The organism is Pseudomonas sp. KH_024_B2 (assembly GCF_057839965.1).
The window spans coordinates 374,994-394,413 of the sequence record NZ_JBYQPS010000002.1 but is presented as its reverse complement, the minus strand read 5'-3'; the positions used below and the strand labels follow the sequence as shown (position 1 = coordinate 394,413).

General features: G+C 54.0%; 15 protein-coding genes and 2 pseudogenes. 13 read left to right on the top strand and 4 right to left on the bottom strand.

The features are described 5' to 3' along the window. Position 1 precedes the first annotated feature (1 nt). From AC3I0A_RS29025 to AC3I0A_RS28970, 12 genes and pseudogenes are all read left to right on the top strand, one after another. Entirely contained in the window at positions 2 to 1,315 is a 1,314-nt protein-coding gene (locus tag AC3I0A_RS29025) for a tyrosine-type recombinase/integrase (RefSeq protein ID WP_489378681.1), read from the top strand. Beyond that, on the top strand, positions 1,308 to 3,044 hold the full coding sequence (locus AC3I0A_RS29020; protein ID WP_489378680.1) for a site-specific integrase: 1,737 nt from the start codon (positions 1,308 to 1,310) through the stop codon (positions 3,042 to 3,044). Before AC3I0A_RS29025 ends, AC3I0A_RS29020 begins: the two co-directional genes overlap by 8 nt. Positions 3,045 to 3,672: 628 nt before the next feature. Further along, positions 3,673 to 5,187, top strand: a complete 1,515-nt coding sequence (gene istA, locus AC3I0A_RS29015; protein WP_041771204.1) for an IS21-like element ISPre4 family transposase — start codon at positions 3,673 to 3,675, stop codon at positions 5,185 to 5,187. Between the two features lie 20 nt (positions 5,188 to 5,207). Then, positions 5,208 to 5,963, top strand: coding sequence for an IS21-like element ISPre4 family helper ATPase IstB (gene istB / locus AC3I0A_RS29010; protein WP_011077977.1), 756 nt, complete (start codon positions 5,208 to 5,210; stop codon positions 5,961 to 5,963). Positions 5,964 to 6,060: 97 nt separating this feature from the next. Further along, positions 6,061 to 7,644, top strand: a complete 1,584-nt coding sequence (locus tag AC3I0A_RS29005) for a hypothetical protein (protein ID WP_489378678.1) — start codon at positions 6,061 to 6,063, stop codon at positions 7,642 to 7,644. Beyond that, positions 7,634 to 8,080 (top strand): hypothetical protein, encoded by a 447-nt coding sequence (locus AC3I0A_RS29000; protein WP_407005076.1) that lies wholly within the window; start codon positions 7,634 to 7,636, stop codon positions 8,078 to 8,080. The genes AC3I0A_RS29005 and AC3I0A_RS29000 overlap by 11 nt, the downstream gene beginning before the upstream one ends. A gap of 201 nt (positions 8,081 to 8,281) precedes the next feature. After that, a complete protein-coding gene (locus tag AC3I0A_RS28995; protein ID WP_407005075.1) occupies positions 8,282 to 8,710 on the top strand; it encodes a LexA family protein in 429 nt (142 codons plus the stop codon). Next, positions 8,700 to 8,816, top strand: a pseudogene (locus tag AC3I0A_RS28990) (Y-family DNA polymerase); the annotation flags it as partial. The gene AC3I0A_RS28995 and the pseudogene AC3I0A_RS28990, both read left to right, overlap by 11 nt. 119 nt (positions 8,817 to 8,935) lie before the next feature. Then, positions 8,936 to 10,093, top strand: coding sequence for a tyrosine-type recombinase/integrase (locus AC3I0A_RS28985; RefSeq protein ID WP_019436561.1), 1,158 nt, complete (start codon positions 8,936 to 8,938; stop codon positions 10,091 to 10,093). 40 nt (positions 10,094 to 10,133) lie between these two features. Next, positions 10,134 to 11,711: a hypothetical protein gene (locus tag AC3I0A_RS28980; protein WP_019436562.1), complete on the top strand. Its 1,578-nt coding sequence runs from the start codon at positions 10,134 to 10,136 to the stop codon at positions 11,709 to 11,711. Positions 11,712 to 11,809: 98 nt separating this feature from the next. Continuing rightward, positions 11,810 to 13,549, top strand: a complete 1,740-nt coding sequence (locus AC3I0A_RS28975; protein WP_230395974.1) for a tyrosine-type recombinase/integrase — start codon at positions 11,810 to 11,812, stop codon at positions 13,547 to 13,549. Next, complete coding sequence (locus tag AC3I0A_RS28970; protein WP_019436565.1) at positions 13,542 to 13,958, top strand: hypothetical protein; 417 nt, start codon at positions 13,542 to 13,544, stop codon at positions 13,956 to 13,958. Before AC3I0A_RS28975 ends, AC3I0A_RS28970 begins: the two co-directional genes overlap by 8 nt. A gap of 90 nt (positions 13,959 to 14,048) precedes the next feature. Here the strand turns inward: AC3I0A_RS28970 and AC3I0A_RS28965 are convergent, their stop codons facing one another. Genes AC3I0A_RS28965 through AC3I0A_RS28950 form a run of 4 tightly spaced genes read right to left on the bottom strand, consistent with a single transcriptional unit; the run spans position 14,049 to position 17,770 of the window. Beyond that, positions 14,049 to 15,011, bottom strand: a complete 963-nt coding sequence (locus tag AC3I0A_RS28965) for an SdiA-regulated domain-containing protein (protein WP_019436566.1) — start codon at positions 15,009 to 15,011, stop codon at positions 14,049 to 14,051. Positions 15,012 to 15,057: 46 nt separating this feature from the next. Continuing rightward, on the bottom strand, positions 15,058 to 15,411 hold the full coding sequence (locus AC3I0A_RS28960; protein ID WP_019436567.1) for a TraR/DksA family transcriptional regulator: 354 nt from the start codon (positions 15,409 to 15,411) through the stop codon (positions 15,058 to 15,060). Between the two features lie 5 nt (positions 15,412 to 15,416). Continuing rightward, positions 15,417 to 16,268, bottom strand: a complete 852-nt coding sequence (locus AC3I0A_RS28955; RefSeq protein ID WP_019436568.1) for a universal stress protein — start codon at positions 16,266 to 16,268, stop codon at positions 15,417 to 15,419. Between the two features lie 14 nt (positions 16,269 to 16,282). Then, entirely contained in the window at positions 16,283 to 17,770 is a 1,488-nt protein-coding gene (locus AC3I0A_RS28950; RefSeq protein WP_019436569.1) for a SulP family inorganic anion transporter, read from the bottom strand. Positions 17,771 to 18,216: 446 nt separating this feature from the next. Here AC3I0A_RS28950 and AC3I0A_RS28945 point away from each other — a divergent pair. Beyond that, positions 18,217 to 19,383: pseudogene (locus tag AC3I0A_RS28945) on the top strand (Y-family DNA polymerase); the annotation flags it as partial. Between the last annotated feature and the right edge of the window lie 37 nt (positions 19,384 to 19,420).

Here is a 19,420-nt window from a genome sequence, read left to right as displayed (position 1 = left end):
CTTGTTTTTACAGAGATATCCCTTGGCTACCGTTGAGCACATTCACTTCAGTCCGCATGACCTTTTTGTCAAAGACCGCCTGATTACCTACTCGCTGAATAGCTCCCGTGTAGTGATCGAAGGACTACCACAAATATTCTGGGAAGACGGCTTGCCCTGGAGAGAAGCCAATCTCTGGGCTATGGAGAGAGTCACCAATGGTGAGGCAATCCTGAAGACCGTTTCTAGCAACCTGAATGGGCTGTTGAACTACGCGAAATTTTTGGAGAGTCGCAGGCTTCAATGGTTTGAGTTTCCGCCTCGAAAGGCTGATCGATGTCTTGTTCAGTACCGTGGGGCGCTTATCAAGGCCCGTGATGCTGGTCATATCAGTCCTGCCACGGCTTCCGAGTACATGCGTAACTGCATCAGTTTCTACAAGTGGGTTAGGAGGCGTGGCCTCCTAAACCCGCTTTTGCCTCTGTGGAAAGACAAGCGCTATTTCATCAAATACTTTGACCAGGTTGGCTTCGAGCGAACGCTAGCTGGCACCACCACCGATCTGGGTATTCCAAACCGAAAACGCATTGGGGTCACATTGGAAGGTGGGCTACTTCCTGTGTCTGCGGCTGATCGAGACGCCATTCTTGATTTCGCAAAACAGAACGCCTCACCCGAGCTTTATCTGATGTTGGCTCTAGGTTTCTTTACGGGTATGCGACTGGGAACGATCTGTGACCTTCGTATTGATACGTTGGAGCGTGCCTTACACGATCCGTCTGCTAAAGGTCTATTTCTGATATCCGTAGGGCCAGGTGCGTCCCCACCCGTGCATACCAAATTTGGAGTAACTGGCCAGGTATGGATTCCCGAAGCTTTGTGTTCAGAAGTCCTGGAGTACACCAAGAGTCTTCGCAGGTTGACTCGCGAGGCATCTGCTGCTGGCGAACATCAAGACTTAGTGTTCTTGACACGATTCGGAAACCCTTTCGGACGTCGCGACAGTGATCAGTCTTCGGCCATAAACGTTGAAATGTCATTGCTTAGAAAATTAGGCATCGCGTCGGGCATCAAAGCGCTCAGGAAGTTTCGCTTCCATCAGTCCAGGTGCACTTTTGGGACTGAGCTCGCCAAGCTGGCTTTAGCAAATTGCGATGATGTGGCGATAGTGATTGCGACTGTCAGCAATGCATTGCTCCACGGTCGAAATTCGGAGGCTACCACTTTCAAATACATCAAATTTGTCCAAGCCGCACCCGCTAAGCAGGCCATTGCGAACAGCTTCATGGCTGCGTTTACAGGGATTGCTTCGATGCAGGGAGCGAGTAATGAATGATCTGACGTCTTCAGACCTAACGTTTCCAATGCTTGAGTACGCGAAAAATGAGACGCCCTGGGATCTGGCACCACTTTTATACAGCGGTGGTGCAAAGGCAAAAGTGAAGACTGTACGCAGTGAAATCACATCCGGTGCTTTAGGTGATCCTTTGCTGGAGCGGGTAGAGCTTGTGAAGGGACTTCATAACTGTTTGACCGACGACCTTGTCGGCGGGGGGAGCCGCTTTTCGGCAAATAACAAGATTGGCGCGGTGAGAAAGTTTTTTCAGTGGGTTGATCACTGCGAGCGTCCTTTGAGCATTGATACGGTCGCGGAGGAATACCTGGGGTGGGCTGAACATCTTCTACAGCGTCATCGCGTGGAAGGATACCTAACTGCCGGATCGTTATACGACGCGGCGAGTTTAACCGCGACGATGCTCGACCGAGTTCTACGCCGAAGCTCGACGCTTCTGTACAGCACCCGAATTCGCAAGCCTAGAGGCAACGGAAAGGCCAGTAATGGGGTCTCTAATAAGCAAAGTTTAGAAGAGAGCTTTTCATTCGGGCAGTTCATTGCCGACCTCTGTACGGCCCTTACCTATGAAGCAGTTACGGGGCCACTTCCCATCCAAGTAGAATTGCGGTCGGGTTCGACGCTACCTATCTGGTGCGGCCTGCGCGATACCGAGAAGGAAGCGTCACGACGGATTCGACCTCAAACCAAATTCCAGATTGCGGACATCCTTCGAAACCGGGAACTTCGGAACGCTGACATTTCAATCGAGACTCGATACCCGGCGGTGAATCTACGAATCGAAGCCGAGCTGCTTATGTTCATCGCACAAACCGGCATGAATTTATCGCAGGCGCATCAGCTTCGAATCGACCAATACCATTACATGAGTCATCTTGATGGTTACCAAGTGAGGTCTTACAAAAATCGCCGTCAGGGTGAAGTGCTTTTTGAAGTTTTCTCAAGCTATAAGCAGTGGTTCGAACGCTACATCGAGTGGCGAAATACGTGGTTTCCAGACGATCTAGAGGGGCTTCTTTTCCCTCTTGTCCGTCTTGGGGGACGTCTCGCTTTAGAAGCTCCTCAGTTCACGGCTATTGCGCGCGCCTGCACCGATTTCAATATTCGATTCGTTCGACCTCGTAAGCTTCGGGGTGCGCGTATCAATTGGCTGTTACGTGAGTCGCAACGCCCCGACCTGGTGGCGGAAATCGCACAGCACACCGCTGAAACTTTGATTCGTGTGTACGCCGAGCCCAATCCCCAAATTGCGATGATTGAAATCACTCGATTTCACCGGCAAGCAGATCCCGTCGTTTGCTCACCTGCTCCAGGCACTTGTGTGGCGCCGACACCAGAATCTGTCGTTGATGCTCCGACTAATGCTCCTGATCCCGATTGTATTAACGCAGCGGGTTGCCTTTTCTGCGTCAATCATCGGGATATTGAAAGCGAGGATCACGTCTGGTCTCTGAGTAGTTTGCGAGTGCTCAAGAGCTTGGAGCTGGCGAGATATCGCCCAGCGTGCACCGATAGATCTGACGAGGCTCACCATCCAGCGATGCTTGCGGTCGAGCGTCTGAGCGCGAAGTTACGGTTCTTTCAAGAAAGTAGCCAGGTGCGTCGGCTTTGGGTGGAGGAGGCACTGGCTCGCATAGCTGAAGAGGACTATCACCCAGCTTGGGACGGATTTATTCGGCTTGCGGAAGTTACAGCGGGGTCTTCACTATGAATATGCTCACGACGTTAGGGCTTTCTATCGAGTCGCCTCTCGCCGTTCCTGGGGCGTCGAATTACCGTCCGGAAAGCTGGCCTCCGCCACCTGATTGGCCGGTTGTAATAGATGCACAGGGCAAAGTAATAAGCCGTTGGGGCGATCCAGTTTGGAGGCTTGATCCATGGGCCAAGCGGGCGCTGACGCTGAACTTTGGGGATGGCCCAGCTACCAAAATAGCGGCGCCCATTGGCTCGGCGAACGCTAACCTGCTCCGTATCATCACAGGCTGGTGGTTGTACGGACCGTATGGCGCTCGAGGCTACAGATCCCTTAAGACGCGTTTCGACCAGATGCGGCGGCTATTTCTGCTTTGCGAAGAGGCAGGAATACTTGCCAGCGAATTGAGCCACTTTCCACGTGTATGCGAACGAATCCCTGCCTTTCTTCATGCCTCAAGAAAGACTGCGGATTCCACGGCCATCCGGCCACCTATTCCATAAACATCCGGCCACTGATTCCACGATGATCCGGCCACCCATTCCACGCTCATCCGGCCACCCTTAAGGCAGGCAGCAACGCAGGATTATTCACTACCATCGACCTCTTTTATCGAAGCAGAGAGGTCGTCGTGGAGCGTTTATCCATGCGTAAAATTCGAGAAGTGCTACGTCTCAAATTCGAGGTCGGCCTATCTGCCCGCCAGGTCGCTGGCAGCTTGCAAGTAGGCCGAGCCAGCGTCGGTGAGTACCTCAATCGCTTTGCTGCCAGCGGCCTGACCTGGCCCTCTGCGCTGACTGACGCCGAGTTACAACGGCATCTTTTTCCGCCGCCGCCCACCGTTCCCAGCGATCAAAGGCCGGTGCCAGACTGGGCTCATGTACACGGGGAGTTACGCCGCCCCGGCGTAACTCTGGCCCTGCTTTGGCAGGAATACCGACTCGCCCACCCGCAAGGCTTCCAATACAGCTGGTTCTGCGAGCACTACCGCCTCTGGGCCGCCAAGGTCGACGTGGTCATGCGCCAGGAGCACCGTGCCGGCGAAAAGCTGTTCGTCGATTACGCCGGCCAGACCGTACCGGTCATTGATCGGCGAACCGGCGAGATCCGCCAAACGCAGATCTTCGTCGCCGTTCTCGGCGCGTCCAGCTACACCTTTGCCGAGGCCACCTGGTCGCAGAAGCTGCCTGACTGGCTGGGCTCGCACGCCCGCTGTTTTGCTTTTTTCGGTGGCACATCGCAGATCCTGGTGCCCGATAATCTGCGCAGCGGCGTCACCAAGGCGCATCGCTACGAGCCCGACATCAACCCCAGTTACCGCGATCTCGCCGAGCATTACGGCATCGCCGTATTACCTGCTCGCTCGCGCAAACCCAAGGACAAAGCCAAGGTCGAAGTCGGCGTGCAAGTCGTCGAGCGCTGGATCCTCGCCGCGCTGCGCAACCGCCAGTTCTTCTCGCTGGGCGAACTCAACACGGCAATCAGCCTGCTGCTCGAACGCCTCAATCAAAAGCCCTTCAAGAAGCTGCCCGGCTCACGCCGCTCGGCCTTTGAGACCATCGACCAACCCGCACTGCAACCGCTACCAGAACATCCGTACATCTACGCCGAATGGAAAAAGGTGCGGGTGCACATCGACTACCACGTCGAGGTCGAGGGCCATTACTACTCGGTGCCGTACCAGTTGGTGAAGCACCAACTCGAAGTGCGGCTAACCGCTAAGACCGTCGAGTGCTTCCACGCCAACCAGCGGGTGGCCAGTCACCTGCGCTCGCTGCACAAAGGCCGCCACACCACCCAAACCGAGCACATGCCCAAGAGCCACCGGGAGCACGCCGAATGGACACCGCAACGGCTGATCCGCTGGGCCGAGCAGACCGGGCCTAACACCGCTGGCGTTATCGCCTACATCCTTGAGCGCCGAATCCATCCTCAGCACGGCTTCCGCGCCTGCCTGGGCATCCTGCGCCTGAGCAAGCAGCACGGCGAAGAGCGGCTGGAAGCCGCTTGCCAGCGAGCGCTGGCACTGGGCGCGTGCAGCTACAAAAGCCTTGAATCGATCCTGCGCCAAGGGCTGGAAAAGCTACCGCTGTCCCAGCAAAACCTGCCGCTACTGCCCGACGAACACATCAACCTGCGCGGCCCTGGCTACTACCACTGACCTGAAAAAGGAGCACCAAAATGCTGCCCAATCCGACACTCGACAAGCTGCAAACCCTGCGCCTGCACGGCATGATCAAGGCGCTGAGCGAGCAACACGCCACGCCCGATATCAATGATCTGAGCTTCGACGAACGCCTCGGCCTGATGATCGACCGCGAGCTGACCGAACGTGAAAACACGCGTCTGAGCAGCCGGCTGAAACTGGCACGACTGCGCCACAACGCTTGCCTGGAAGACATCGATTACCGCAGCCCACGCGGCCTGGACAAGTCCCTGATCCTGCAACTGGGCAGCGGCCAATGGCTGCGCGATGGCTTGAACCTGATCATCGGCGGCCCGACCGGTGTAGGCAAAACCTGGCTCGCCTGCGCGCTGGCCCACAAGGCCTGCCGTGACGGCTACAGCGTGCGCTACTTGCGTCTGCCGCGCCTGATGGAGGAACTGGGCCTGGCCCACGGAGACGGTCGATTCGCGAAACTGATGGCGGGCTATGCCAAGACCGACTTGCTGATCCTGGACGACTGGGGCCTGGCGCCGTTTACCGCACCGCAACGGCGCGACATGCTTGAGCTATTGGACGACCGCTACGGCAACCGCTCGACGCTGGTCACCAGCCAGATGCCCGTGGACAAATGGCATGCACTGATCGGCGATCCGACCTTGGGCGACGCGATCCTCGACCGGCTGGTGCACAACGCTTATCGGATCGAACTGAAGGGCGAATCGATGCGCAGACGCGCAACGAAATTGACGACGACAGGGACTTCAGACTAACAATGCAAACCTGCGTCGCTGCGCTCCGACTGCCTGGCCGGATGAGCGTGGAACGGGTGGCCGGATGTTGGTGGACTGGGTGGCCGGATGGCGTGGAATGCGCAGAAAGACCGAGTTTCTTACTTTAATGCATGAGCTTTACGCGTCCCGTAGTACCGTAGGCTTTACGCTGCTGGATTCAGGCTCCTTAACCCGTCTGGCTGCGCTTTTTCCAACTCACCATACAGCTCAAACACCTTACATTCCTCCACGTATTTGGCGCTATCAAGTTACTAGGCTGCGAGAGTGCCTTGATGACTTCCTATCCCATCGAGAACAGGTTGAAGCTTGTTACCGGTTCTGCTTCGCGGCTTACGAACATAACCAAAGGGTTTCGGAGAGAACGGGGTGTGAAAACGCGCCGCCTTTTAGCGGCCATACAACGCATTTATCAGCCTCTAAAACGGGGCTTCGTTTTCTCGGCGCGTTTGCAGATACCGCGAAACGCTTCGGCATCTTTGAGCTACTAGAACGTTGGGTGGGTCGGAGTGGCGACTTGCCACTAAGAGCGCTGACTAGCTATCTGAAACTGGTCACTCGCGCGGGATTGGCTTACATCCTTAACTTCAGTCTCATGCGGGTCGAGGAAGCATGGAATCTTCGAGCTGGGTGCCTTGACGTCGAGCACGACAAGAGCTTCGGTGACATTTTTTTGTTACGTGGGCATACGACAAAAACGCTTTCCGATAGCGATGCCCTGTGGGTCACATCGCCATCTGTGGCGGTCGCAGTGAAGGCGATGGAGGTTATTTCTCTGTTTCGCTCACTACACGCACCTCCTGAAGCCGCGAGAGTTCTCGCCGGTCGTTACTTCACCGATTTTTCTTACGAGCCCTGGACCCCATTGCGCAATAAAGTTAATCACACACTGAGACCGGGCATTCCGCCATATTCCGAGCTTGTGGGGCAGTACGGGAAGCTCTTTGACTTAGAACGTTTGCGTATCACGCCTGAGGATTTGAAATTGGCCCGGCTAGCTACCCCTTCGTTGCCGGAGGAGTATCAAGTGGGCGCTGTATGGCCATTGGCTTGGCATCAGTTGCGTAGAACTGGGGCAGTGAACATGCAAGCTTCCGGGCTCGTAAGTGATGCTTCGCTCCAGTACCAGCTCAAGCATGTCACTCGAGCGATGAGCCTTTACTACGGACAAAATCACTCGCGGGTGCGTCTGGAGGAGAAAGCTCACACTCTGTACGTTCGCACAATGTACGAGACGCTTGGAAGAGAGTTACAGCAGCTTACCAGTGAGCGTTTTGTGAGTCCCCATGGAGACAAACGAAAGTCTGAGATCGTTCGGCTGATTTCGCCAGAGGATGCGAAAAAGATGATTGGTTTGGCAAAGAAAGGCGCGATCGCCTGTCGCCCGATAATTCTTGGCGTTTGTTCGAGTCGCGAGCCTTGTCCGTACGGCGGAATTGATAACATTGCCCATTGCGGGGGTGGTGATTCAGAGGATGCAAAACCTTGCCCTGATGTGTTGTATGACTCAGAACGATTGGACGCGGTAGATGATCTTGAACATGTGCTCAAAGAACGGCTTGCTACGGCTCAGGATGGGAGCCCGCTAATGGAATCCTTGATGGCTCAACAGCGAAGCGTACAGAGCTACCGTCGTGTCGTAGGGAGCGCAAATGGACGTTGAGCTCCCTGTTCGCCGCAGCGCGGCTGATCAATATCGTGATGCTTTTGAGCGCCTGAAACTCAATAGGCCACAGCTTCTACCAAAGGGAACACCGGTCACTCAGAACAACGTGGCCAAAGAGGCCGGGAGCGATCCGTCGGCGCTTAAGAAATCTCGTTTCCCGAGTCTCATCGCAGAGATAAAAACCTACGTGGAACAGCATGCGGAGGAGCGACCTCCTTCGTTGAACAAGGTGAATCTTCTCGCCCGCCAGAAAAGCCGCGCCCTGCGTGATCGGATGGAGCAAGTAGCCCGGCAGCGTGACCAACTCGCAAGTTTATTGAGCGAAGCGGATGCGAAAATCATTGAGTTATATGACCGTATCGCTGAGCTTGAGCGGCAGTTGCCTGCGTCAAATTTAATTTCGTTGGATCCGCGCGGGCCGAAAAAGCTTTGAGATGACAGCGCGCATGCAGCTAGTCGCCTGGCATTGCCGATCTGGAGCGGCAATTTCCTCCCTCAAATGTCCTACCTATAGAGCCGCGAGGCCGCAGAAAAACTTGATTCCACCCGGCGGAATTGCCATTTGCCGGGATTGACCGGCCGATGAATCGAGGGTTAACTGTATGTATATACAGTTTTCCCTAGGCTTCACATTATGACCATCACCTTCTTAGGCGCGCCGACTGGCGGCGCTACATTGGTTCCTTCTTACTCCTTTCGCGTGCCGGCCGGCTTTCCATCCCCGGCATCCGATCACTTAGAGAAAATTATCTCTCTTGATGAGCTGTTCGATCTGCGAGCCCCCCACGTCTATTTGGTCAAAGTGGAAGGCGACAGCATGCAGGGCGCCGGTATTTTCTCGGGTGACGTCGTCATCGTGGATCAAGGGCGTGACGCGGAGCATGGCGATATCATCATTGCCGCAGTGAACAATGAGCCGGTATGCAAGCGGCTGCATCGCCGGGACGGAGTCGTAATCCTCAAGTCGGAAAACCCAGCTTATCCCGCCAGATACATTCTCGAAGGTGACGACTTTCTAGTTTGGGGATTGGTCCGCTTCAGTGTGCGCGATCATGCACAGTGAAAAAGTGTTTGCGCTGGTCGATTGCAACTCATTTTATGCGAGCTGTGAGCGCGTCTTTAGACCAGATCTGGCCAAGACCCCAATCGTAGTACTCAGTAACAACGATCTGAGGGGTGGGAATCGTTAGTAAATCCTGTAGAGTCCGCGCCACCTTCTGAACCCCTCTGGAACAGCAGTTTCCAGGCTTCATAAGGCAATCCATTGGAAGTGTTTTAGGGCAGCGGCATGAGGCTGGTATTCGCAACAAAAGACCTAGCATTAGCAGGTCGATCCTTTGAAGGCTTTCCGTTGCTGATTGGGTCAGAGGGATGGCCAGTCGAGCCAGCTCAATCCTTCCTTTGGCACACGCTTATCGAGTCAGGTGAGGCCCTAAGCGATTTGACTTGGGAAGCCTATGGACGGCGTCTGTACGATTACTTTGCCTTTCTGGAAGCCAATGGATTGGGCTGGGACGAGGAAAGCCCGGCTCACGGTCTGAGTGCTCTGTCGAGGTACAGGGATTGGTCGAGCGGAGAATTAGCACTTGATCCCGGCACGGTGAACAATCGTCTGGCCTTGATCGTGAGGTTCTACCGATGGGCTAAGCAGCGCAACCTGATAACTGTGCTGCCCTTCGGTGAGAAAAGGGTAAGAGCTGCCCAACATTCCGGTCTTCTCAGTCATATCGCTCGGCCCGGAGCCGAGAGCACGAAAGTTTCGGTGATGGTTCGCGACCGAAAGCGCTTGACCAAATTCCTGACCAAGGATCAAGTCAAGGTATGCCTTGCCCTGGATACCGATCCAAGCCACCAGATATTGTTCCACCTCATGGTGCGTACCGGCCTTCGCTCCTGTGAAGCGAGGTCTTTTCCTCTCAAATATGTGTTCAACCCCAGGTTGAAGAAGGGACTGCGCCCAGGGCAAATGATCAGTGTTGCTCTTGATCCTTCAGACATGCATATCAAGTACGACCGACCTAGAACTATCGACGTGCCATGGTCGTTGATGGAGAGCATGTGGTCTTACTCCCTTCACCAACGAGAGGTTCGTAAGTCCAATGGTGATGGACGTGTTACCGCGCTGCTGCTGACTAATGAAGGCAGGCATTATTCAAAAGATTCCGTAGTGGACGTTATGAAGTCCTATGAAAGAAAGTGCGGTTTCTATGTTCGGGCCCACATGCTACGCCACACCTATGGGACTTATACCTTGCTTGCTCTTCGAAAAAGCAAAGAGTTTGAAGGTGAGCCATTGTTGTATGTCCGAGATAGGCTGGGGCATTCAGATGTGCAAACAACTATGATCTATTTGCATCTCATAAACCAGCTTGAAGCCCAATCCGTCCTTGCTCACGAGGACGAAATTGACATGATGTTTATGACTGATTCGGTTTCGCGTATCTGAGGTAGCACCATTGGCTCGGCAAAAAAGCTACAAGGCGGTTATGCGGTCGGTTACAAAAGGATTCGAGGCTGTCGAAGATGATATCAAGATTGACCTGCCGAGAAATCCGAGAAACCACAGGCAACTCGATCATACGAAATATTTAGGCTTGGGCTTCGACGCTTGGGCAATTCAAAGTCTTCACGTTATCAAAGCTTTGCTACAAGGAGGAAACTTCTCAGTGACGACCTTGATTGGTTACTCTACGAACGGGCTGAGATTTTTTATAAATTTCTTGAGTGGAGGTTCGGTCAAGTCGCCACCTGCAACGCCAAACAGTCTTACCAAACGCCACTTGGAGCGATACGTCTCTTGGCTGAGGCTAAAATACCCTAACGGCTCGACAGCCAAGAATTACTATACTAGCTTCAAGTCGTTAGTTGTTGTTTTGGCTGAATATGGATTTATTGAAGTCAATCTTGACGATCTTTTGCCCCTCAATCCATTTCCTAATAATGCGCAGAGCACTAAAGATGCAGATCCGCTCACCTTGGGTGAAATGCAAAGGCTGATTGGCGCTTTGAAGTCAGATCTTATTGCCATCCATAAGGGTGCATTCCTTGGAAATGGCGCGGAGGCGATGGCTGTATTGCTACTAATTACTGCGGCAAGGTCTGGAATCAATACTACGCCGCTCTTGGAGATGAAGAGGGATGCCCTACAGCCTCACCCATTTATTCCTAATCTCAGGTTGATTACTACCGTCAAACGTCGAGGTAAAGGCGCACAGAGCAAAACAATCCGTCAGACTAATCTGCTAGATGAGTACAGTGCTATTCCCCTGGATGGGGTGGCAGTCCTCAATAAGGCGCTGGAGATTTCTAAGCCACTCGTAGCACTGGCACCTGATGAAATATCTTCATGTGTGTGGTTATATCGCTCGGGCCAGCCTGGCCGCTCGAACGACATCGTTACCCTTACACCCGGTGCTTTACATGTCACGGCAAAAAGCATTTGTGAGCGTCATGCGCTTCAGGATGATCAAGGCAATCGGCTAAATGTCACGCTTAGTCGGCTGCGAAAGACTATGGAAAGCCGTTTGTGGAAACTGAGTGGTGGCGACATTATAGAAGTTTCCTCCGTTATGGGTCATACCCCTGGTGTCGCCGATAATCACTATTTGAAAATCAACGATGAGATCAAGGTCGACGGGGCGACATTTGTTGGGGAGGCTTTTCCGGACAAACTACGTGGCATAAACGTTATACCAACCCCACCAGGCGGCTGCAAAGATAGCCTTTACGGTAGTCTGGCACCAAAGGATGGCGTCAATCATTGTTCTGAATTCATCCACTGCCTCGGTTGCCCTAGCTATGCAATTGTAGGCACCTTGGAGGACTTATACCGGCTGTTCAGCTACCAACAATTCTTGTATGCAGAAGTCGAATACTTTCTCACGGACGAGTGGGGCGCATGGCGCAAGCGTCAGTTTGACTATATTCGATTGATAGATGATTTCACCCAGAAGTTTGATCTTGCATTGGTTTCGCAAGCAAGGGCTCAAGCTGAGTCATCTCCGCACTTGTTCTGGGCTAAAAAAATCGAGTTCATGAAGAAAAAATTGGGCGGCGAAATTTGAGCATAAGAACCTCGAATGCGGTGTTAAAGGCATATGATGTCCTCATCGCACAGCCAGTTTCAGCGAATGGCCTAAGTCCCGCAGAGCGGGATGCAATCGTGATCAGCGCTATCGTTAATGAAGATGGAGAAACCTTCATTCTTAGCAGGTTTGGCGATGCACAGTGGGATCTTCGCCCGTTTTTTGATCAGGCCAATGTTGCTCATTCTTATAAATTCATCAACTGGGATATGGGCATGCCTCGGGAGCTTATTGATGACTGCAAAGCTGTTGCTTATGCTTGGTTTAAAAGAGGAATGCCTAGATCCAAACCTCCTATCGCACGGGGCATTACTACTTTCGCCGTCGTCAGCGTGATGCCTTTTGTTCGCTGGTTAAACAATCTAGGAGTTTCAAGCTTTGCAGATGTCCGTCCGATCCATGTCAGCAATTACGTTCATCATTGCAAATATGAATTGAAGTTAAGGCCTCTCCCGCTGTATGGGCGATTACGGGTTATTGATTTTCTTTGGGTGTTTTCTGCCGACACGATGTTTCCCATTCAGAGTTATCCTTGGGGTAATTCGACATTGTGGCGGATTTGTGGGGTCGCGAATGTAAAAGGATTGGGTGCTGCCACTAAAAACGTCGGGCGAACAGATATCATTCCTCATGATGAACAATCTAGGATTTTCAACTATTGCGAAAGCATTGTCCGGGAGATGAAGGCCGAATTGGCAGCCAATGGTATTGGATATCATCCTAGTGATGAACGGATGGCAATTCGTTGCAGAGATGCTGTTCTGTATATAGTTTCAATCACTAGCGGCATGCGCAATGACGAGGCAATTGGAATTGAAGTTGGCGCTTGGCGCAAAGAGTTAAGAAATGGGATTAATTTTTGCTGGGTGACCACAATCGAGCACAAGACAGGTAAAGGCCAGGTCGAATATCTTGTGCCAGAACTGACGATTGAAGCTTTAAGTCTTTTGGCAAAATATTCAGTACCCATCAGAAAAGAGCTGGATGAAGAGATTAGACAGCTTGCAAGCAATCGGGATTTTTCGTATTCAACTGAACATCTCCTTAGGCTCGAAAAAGCCCGAAAAGACGCGAATAAACTATTTTTGGGACGAAACACACAAGGAGGAAAAGTTCAGGAAAGCCATCATGTTGAGGCTCTCAGCGGGCAAGCATCCAATGCTGCGTTTGACCGTATAGCTAAAGCCGCTGGAAGCGATTGGCCGTTGAGGACGCATCAATGCAGGCGAACATATGCAAGATGCTTTGTAGAATCCCGTATGGGCCGCACTTCATTGATCTACCTCAAATGGCAGTTCAAACACAGCAGCATGAGTATGACCCAACTCTATGCATCCAATCCGCAGCAAGACCTGACTCTCTTTGATGAGATCTTCCAGCAGATGACAGAGTTTAAAATTGACCTGATCGAATCATGGCTCGATGATCAGCCACTGGCAGGGGGCGCTGGCGAAAAGATTGTGGAATTGCGGGCAATTCCAATCAAGGATAGAGCTGCTTTGCTTGCCCAGACCGCCCCACATGCCAACATTCGTGCGACTGGACACGGCTGGTGCATCGCCACAGAGCGGGGCTGCGGAGGTGCTGGTCTATACGAAGCCACACGGTGTCCAGGGTGCAAAAATTCGGTGATCGATGAAGTCTTCGCCAGCACTTGGCAGGACATCTACATTCAACAGCGAGAGCTGATAAAAATTGAGGATGCAGGCCCGGCTGTTAGGCAGCGCGCAGAACGCGACTTGCAGGTTGCACTAGATGTAATTACCAGCCTTGGCCTTTCTCCAGTTGAGGAAATGGAGGAGGCGGCAAATGACTAGACAGGCGGTGGGCCCTGACTCTCCTATTCGCTCCAGGTCGAAGACACTCGCCGCGCTCAACAAGGTCGTCGACGATCTCATTGCTGGTGACGAAAAGCTTTCCATCACATCCGTTGCCCGTGCCGCAGGTGTGACTCCGGGACTCATCCATAACACTTACCCAAGCATAGCGGAAAGGATTCGCAACATCGCTGGCAAGTCGGTGCGAGCCCAGCGAGACTCTAAGCATCAAGCGTTGATGAGCGAGAAAGAAAAGAACAGGTTGCTCCGTGCAGAGAATGATCAGCTTTTAGCGGAGGTAGCTCGGCTGGCTTCGGTTAACCAGCGACTAATATTCGAGATGATTCAGCTGAAGGCGGTTGCCAACGGTAAGGTCACCGCACTCCCTCTGAAACCAGGGCCCAACTAGGCCCTGATGGGGAGCCCACTGAATTCGGCAAAAATCGTAGACCAACACTTCAAGCGCCACGATCACGCCCGACTGTAGTTTATTGACCGGTTAATCTGACTCCTGAGTAAAGCGATAGAACAGGTTCGGCTCGCTGACCACGTACAAATAGCCTTCATCGTCGATGGTTACGCCTTCGGCCTGGGGTATGCCTTTGAGCAAACCAGCAAAACCTCTCGCCAGGGAGCGGAAACTCACCACCTTGCCTTCATCAGTCATTTCAATCAGCAGTTTCGACTCGTCGCTGAGCAATATCAGATGGCCGCTCTGTTGATCGAAGACGACTGAAGACAGGTCAGTCGCAAACACCTTGTCTTTTACCAGGCTGGACAGGTCACGCACGTGCAGGGAAAAGCCTCCGGCCAGGCTGGCACGAAGGCCGCTCACTTCCAGCAATTGGCGAGGATCTCGCTCCTTGGTCACAAACAGGCGGTCGCCTTTCAGGTCGTAGGCGAGCCCTTCAAGGCCTTTGTTGTCTTCCTTGCCAAGCGCCAGGGTCAGCACTGGATACTGGTCTCGGCTCAATGGTCGATCAGGAGAAAGTTTACCGTCTTCGGCGATGGGGACATCCACGACAACCAGGCTCTGCCGGCGCTCTTCGACGATTACCAGCTGGCCGTTGCCGGCATAGGACACCGCCTCCACATCGTGGAAACCGTCCAGGCTATAGCGCCTTTCAACATCACCGTCACGACTAAGGGCCAATAGTTCGTTTGGGCCGTTGGTGACCGCCCACAGCAGGTTTAGGTCAGGGTCAAAGGTCAGACCCGAAAGATTGTTGTCCACACCAGGAACCGTCTTAGCATCCAGCTCAACCCGATAGCCAGGCAGCCACACAGAGCGCTCCTGCCAATCGTCAGTGTGCCAGTTGGTCTTGATCCAGAAGTACAAACGATCATCAAGGTGATGGGTGCGGACTTGGAATACAGTAAGCAATACAAGGCACAGCAGTGCCCAAATCCAGGCGCTTGTTTTCCGTGTTCGGCCCAGCCAGTTTTTTGCCAACAAATACATTCGGAACCTCGTTAATCGGAGCTGACGCCACGAGCTGTCATGGGTTTCAACCCGACTCGACGCGGCTGGCACAGGTGATGCACAGCGGCGTGGCCGGATCGAATTCCAAGCGGCCCGAGGCGATCAACTCGCCGCATTGGTTACACCAGCCATACTCGCCCTCGTGCCAACGCTTGAGGGCCAGCTGGAGGCGGACGCGTTCATGCTGCGCCCGACTACGGATGGCATCGTTCATCGCTTGCTGCTGGAGTGCGTCCATCCTCGACAGACGCCCTACCTTGCTTTGATCCAGCTCCACCGATTGCGAGCGAGACTCAGCGTCTTCCAGCAACCGATCCAGCTCGGCAGCCCGCTGTTCCAGTAGGGTCTTGAAATGGGCAAGATCGAGGGCGTCGTCCATGGCCGTTAGCGCAGCAGCAACAGTGGGCCAGTGGTGGTGCGCAGCATGCTGGTCGTGGTGCTGCCGACCAGAAACTGACGGATGCGCGAATGACCGTAGGCCCCCATCACCAGCAGGTCGATGCCGTGCTCTTTCTGATAGGCGTGCAGGGTAGGCTCTATCTCGCCGTTGCGGGTCTCGGCACGAACACTGAATCCGGCATTGATCAGCACTTTCTGCGCCCAGTCCAGCTGTGCGGACGCTTCATCGCTTACGGGGCCAACCATGACCAGGTGGATCGGCAACCCCTTCAGCAGCGGGCTGGCTGCCAGCATCTCCACACCCTTGCGGGTAGTAGCGCCGCCATCGAATGCCAGCATCGCGCTCTGCGGCTTTTGGAAGTTGGCCGGGGTGACTAGGATTGGCCGGTGCATGATACGAATCACGCTCTCCAGCTGGCTTCCAACATGCTGGCTCAGACCGCCACTAGACTCGCCCTGGCGACCGATGACCAGCAGGCGCGTTTCGGTTTGCAGCTCTTGCAGGCTTTCCAGCAGATCGCCATGGCGTTGCTTGGACTCAGGGGCGGCGACACCATCCTTCATGGCCCGCTCTTTCGCGGCCGCTAACATGATCCGCCCCTGCTCCAGGGCCAACTTGCCGCGCTGTTCATCCAGGGAAGCAAGCTCATCGAGCAGATGCTCGCGGCTGCCAAGGCCGATATTGCCACTCAGATCGGCCGTAACCGGGTACTGGCGCTGATCAAGCACATGCAGGAAGGTCAGCGGGGCTTCCAGGCTTAGACTGGCCCAGGCCGCGTAGTCGCACACAGCTGAAGCCGAGGTGGAACCGTCGATACAGGCAATTACGTGGGTCATCGTTGTTCTCCTTCTTAGTGGCCCATGAGTTGATCAATGGCGTCGGGTTTATCGTGAACGCCAAAGCGATCCACGATAGTGGCGCTGGCCTCGTTGAGGCCCAGCACTTCGACTTCAGTGCCTTCACGGCGGAACTTAATGACTACCTTGTCCAGGGCTGCAACGGCGGTGATATCCCAGAAGTGGGCACGATTCAGGTCGATGGTTACCTTGCCCAGCGCTTCCTTGAAGTCAAAGGCAGCGACGAACTTGTCCGCCGAGCTGAAGAACACCTGGCCGGTAACGTCGTAGCTACGATGCTCGCCGGCTTCGTCCAGCGAGGAACTGATATGCATGTAATGGCCAACCTTGTTGGCGAAGAACATCGCGGCCAGCAGCACGCCGGCCAACACGCCGAAGGCCAGGTTATGAGTCGCCACCACTACCACCACAGTGACGACCATGACGATGTTGGTCGACAACGGGTGCTTCTTCAGGTTGCGCAGCGAATCCCAACTGAAGGTGCCGATGGATACCATGATCATTACGGCTACCAGGGCAGCCATTGGGATCTGCTTCAGCCAATCGCCGAGGAATACCACCATCAGTAGCAGGAATACGCCTGCGGCCAGGGAGGACAGACGAGAACGACCGCCGGATTTAACGTTGATGATCGACTGACCAATCATCGCGCAACCGGCCATACCGCCGATTAGACCCGAAGCAATGTTGGCCACGCCCTGACCCTTGCACTCGCGGTTCTTGTCACTGGAGGTGTCGGTCAGGTCGTCGACAATGGTCGCGGTCATCATCGACTCCAACAGACCGACCACGGCCAGTGCTGCCGAATAAGGGAAGATGATGGCCAGCGTCTCGAAAGTCAGCGGCACGTCAGGCCAGAGGAAGATCGGCAGCGTATCCGGCAGTTCCCCCATATCACCGACCGTGCGGATATCCAGCCCAACCGACATGGCGACGGCGGTCAGCACGATGATGCATACCAGTGGCGATGGGATGAGCTTGCCGATCCTGGGGACATAGGGAAATAGGTAGATGATGCCGAGGCCTGCGGCTGTCATGGCGTAGACGTGCCAGGTGACATTGGTCAGCTCCGGCAGCTGAGCCATGAAAATCAGGATCGCCAGTGCATTGACGAAGCCGGTCACCACCGAGCGCGAAACGAAGCGCATCAGCGAGCCGAGCTTCAGGTAGCCAGCACCAATTTGCAACACGCCACACAGCAGCGTGGCGGCCAGCAGATATTCAAGACCATGGTTCTTGACCAGGGTCACCATCAGCAGTGCCATGGCCCCTGTCGCGGCTGAAATCATGCCTGGGCGGCCACCGACAAAGGCGATCACCACGGCGATACAGAATGAGGCGTAGAGACCAACTTTGGGGTCGACGCCCGCAATGATAGAGAAAGCGATGGCTTCAGGGATCAGCGCAAGTGCGACGACGATCCCCGCGAGCACGTCGCCACGGACGTTGGAAAACCACGTTTGTTTGAGTGTTTGTAGCATCAGAATATCCAAAGCAATGCACCGCACGCATGCCAGGAAAATGGCGAGCGCGTCGATACGAATTCAAATTGTGAGGATTATTTTGCTGTGCGCTTTGGGTGTAAGAACCGGGCATACAGCAGTACGCAGCCGCGAGCGAAACTGGCGGAGGCGAGGTGTTGCGAGGGGGCGTAGCGCTAAGGCGGCGTAGGCTGCCAGTAGAGCGTTTGGAGTACAGTCATGCTGGTGTTCCTGTAGCTCAAGGGGTATGCGGAGCCAAAAGTATACAGTGAAGCTATCGTCGATTGCGATCCGCCGCCCTGCTTTGCGAAGCCACGTCTGAAATAGGCTTAGTCGAGGAGTATCGCCATCAGGAACGAAGGAAAATAATCAAAAAATGTTAGTGAGTTAATTTACTTATAAATCAATATCTTACACTAAACTAACTGTTAGAGTCATTCAGATACAACGACGGGTGTGTGATAGCTCGATCCTACGATGCAAAACCATTCGTAAAAATGGGCGAACCATATTTCCAGATTCGAGACAAACTGAGGCAGCACGGAATCGTGCCGTTTTCCAGCAATTATGCCCTGTATGGCGATATATCCGAACGCGTCATGACCATTCTGGAATCAACAGTCGATTCCTGTGAGCGGTACTCGATCGATGAAATCTGGCTAAGCATAGGTGGTATGCCCGGGAACCTTGAGGCATTTGGCCGTGATCTTCGGTCCCGAGTATTACGCTGCACGAGCATCCCGGTAGGTGTTGGAATAGCATCCACTAAAACCCTTGCCAAGTTGGCCAACCACACCGCCAAGCGCTTGCAGGCTCAAACTGGAGGCGTTGTGGATATCCGTGATCCTTTCAAGCGAGACTGGGTTTTGCGTAACACCGCGGTTAGGGAAGTCTGGGGAGTTGGTAGGCGAATGACAGCTCACCTGGAATCCATGGGCATCCTGAGGGCTATGGACTTGGCAAGGGCTGATCCCAAGATGCTGCGGCAAAAATTCAGCGTGGTGGTGGAGAAGACCGCCCGTGAACTGGCGGGCATATCATGCTTGGACGTTGAAGAGGTTGAGCCGCCAAAGCAAGAGATTTGCTGTAGTCGAATGTTTGGGAATCGTCTCACAGACCTAGCTCCGATCAAGCAGGCCGTGGCCACCTACGTTGGGCGCGCAGCAGAAAAGCTTCGAGTCCAAGGATCGCTATGCAAGCGCATGCGGGTGAGCATCCGCACTGGTATGTTCAACCCGGACGAGGCCCATTACGCCCAGGGAGTGATGGTAGAACTGCCTTACCCGACATGTGACACTCTGCTCATGACGCGAATGGCTACCGACGCAGTGGCTAAAATCTTTCGTCCCGGCTTCCGTTACAGCAAAGCTGAGGTGCTTTTGATGGATCTGAGGCAGCCAGGTGAGTTCACCGAAGACCTGTTTGCCCCCAAGCAATCTGCAGAATGCGTTCGGCTGATGCAGGTCCTGGACAATATCAACGGAAGATGGGGCCGGGGCACACTGCGGGCTGCCAGTGCTCCAGCATCACCTGACTGGGGGATGCGCCGTGAAATGATGAGCCGATCTTATACGACCAAGTTGGACGAACTTTGGATGGTGCGCTGCGATTAGAGGTGTCAGCGGTCGAGGGATTCTCATTGCCGTAAAA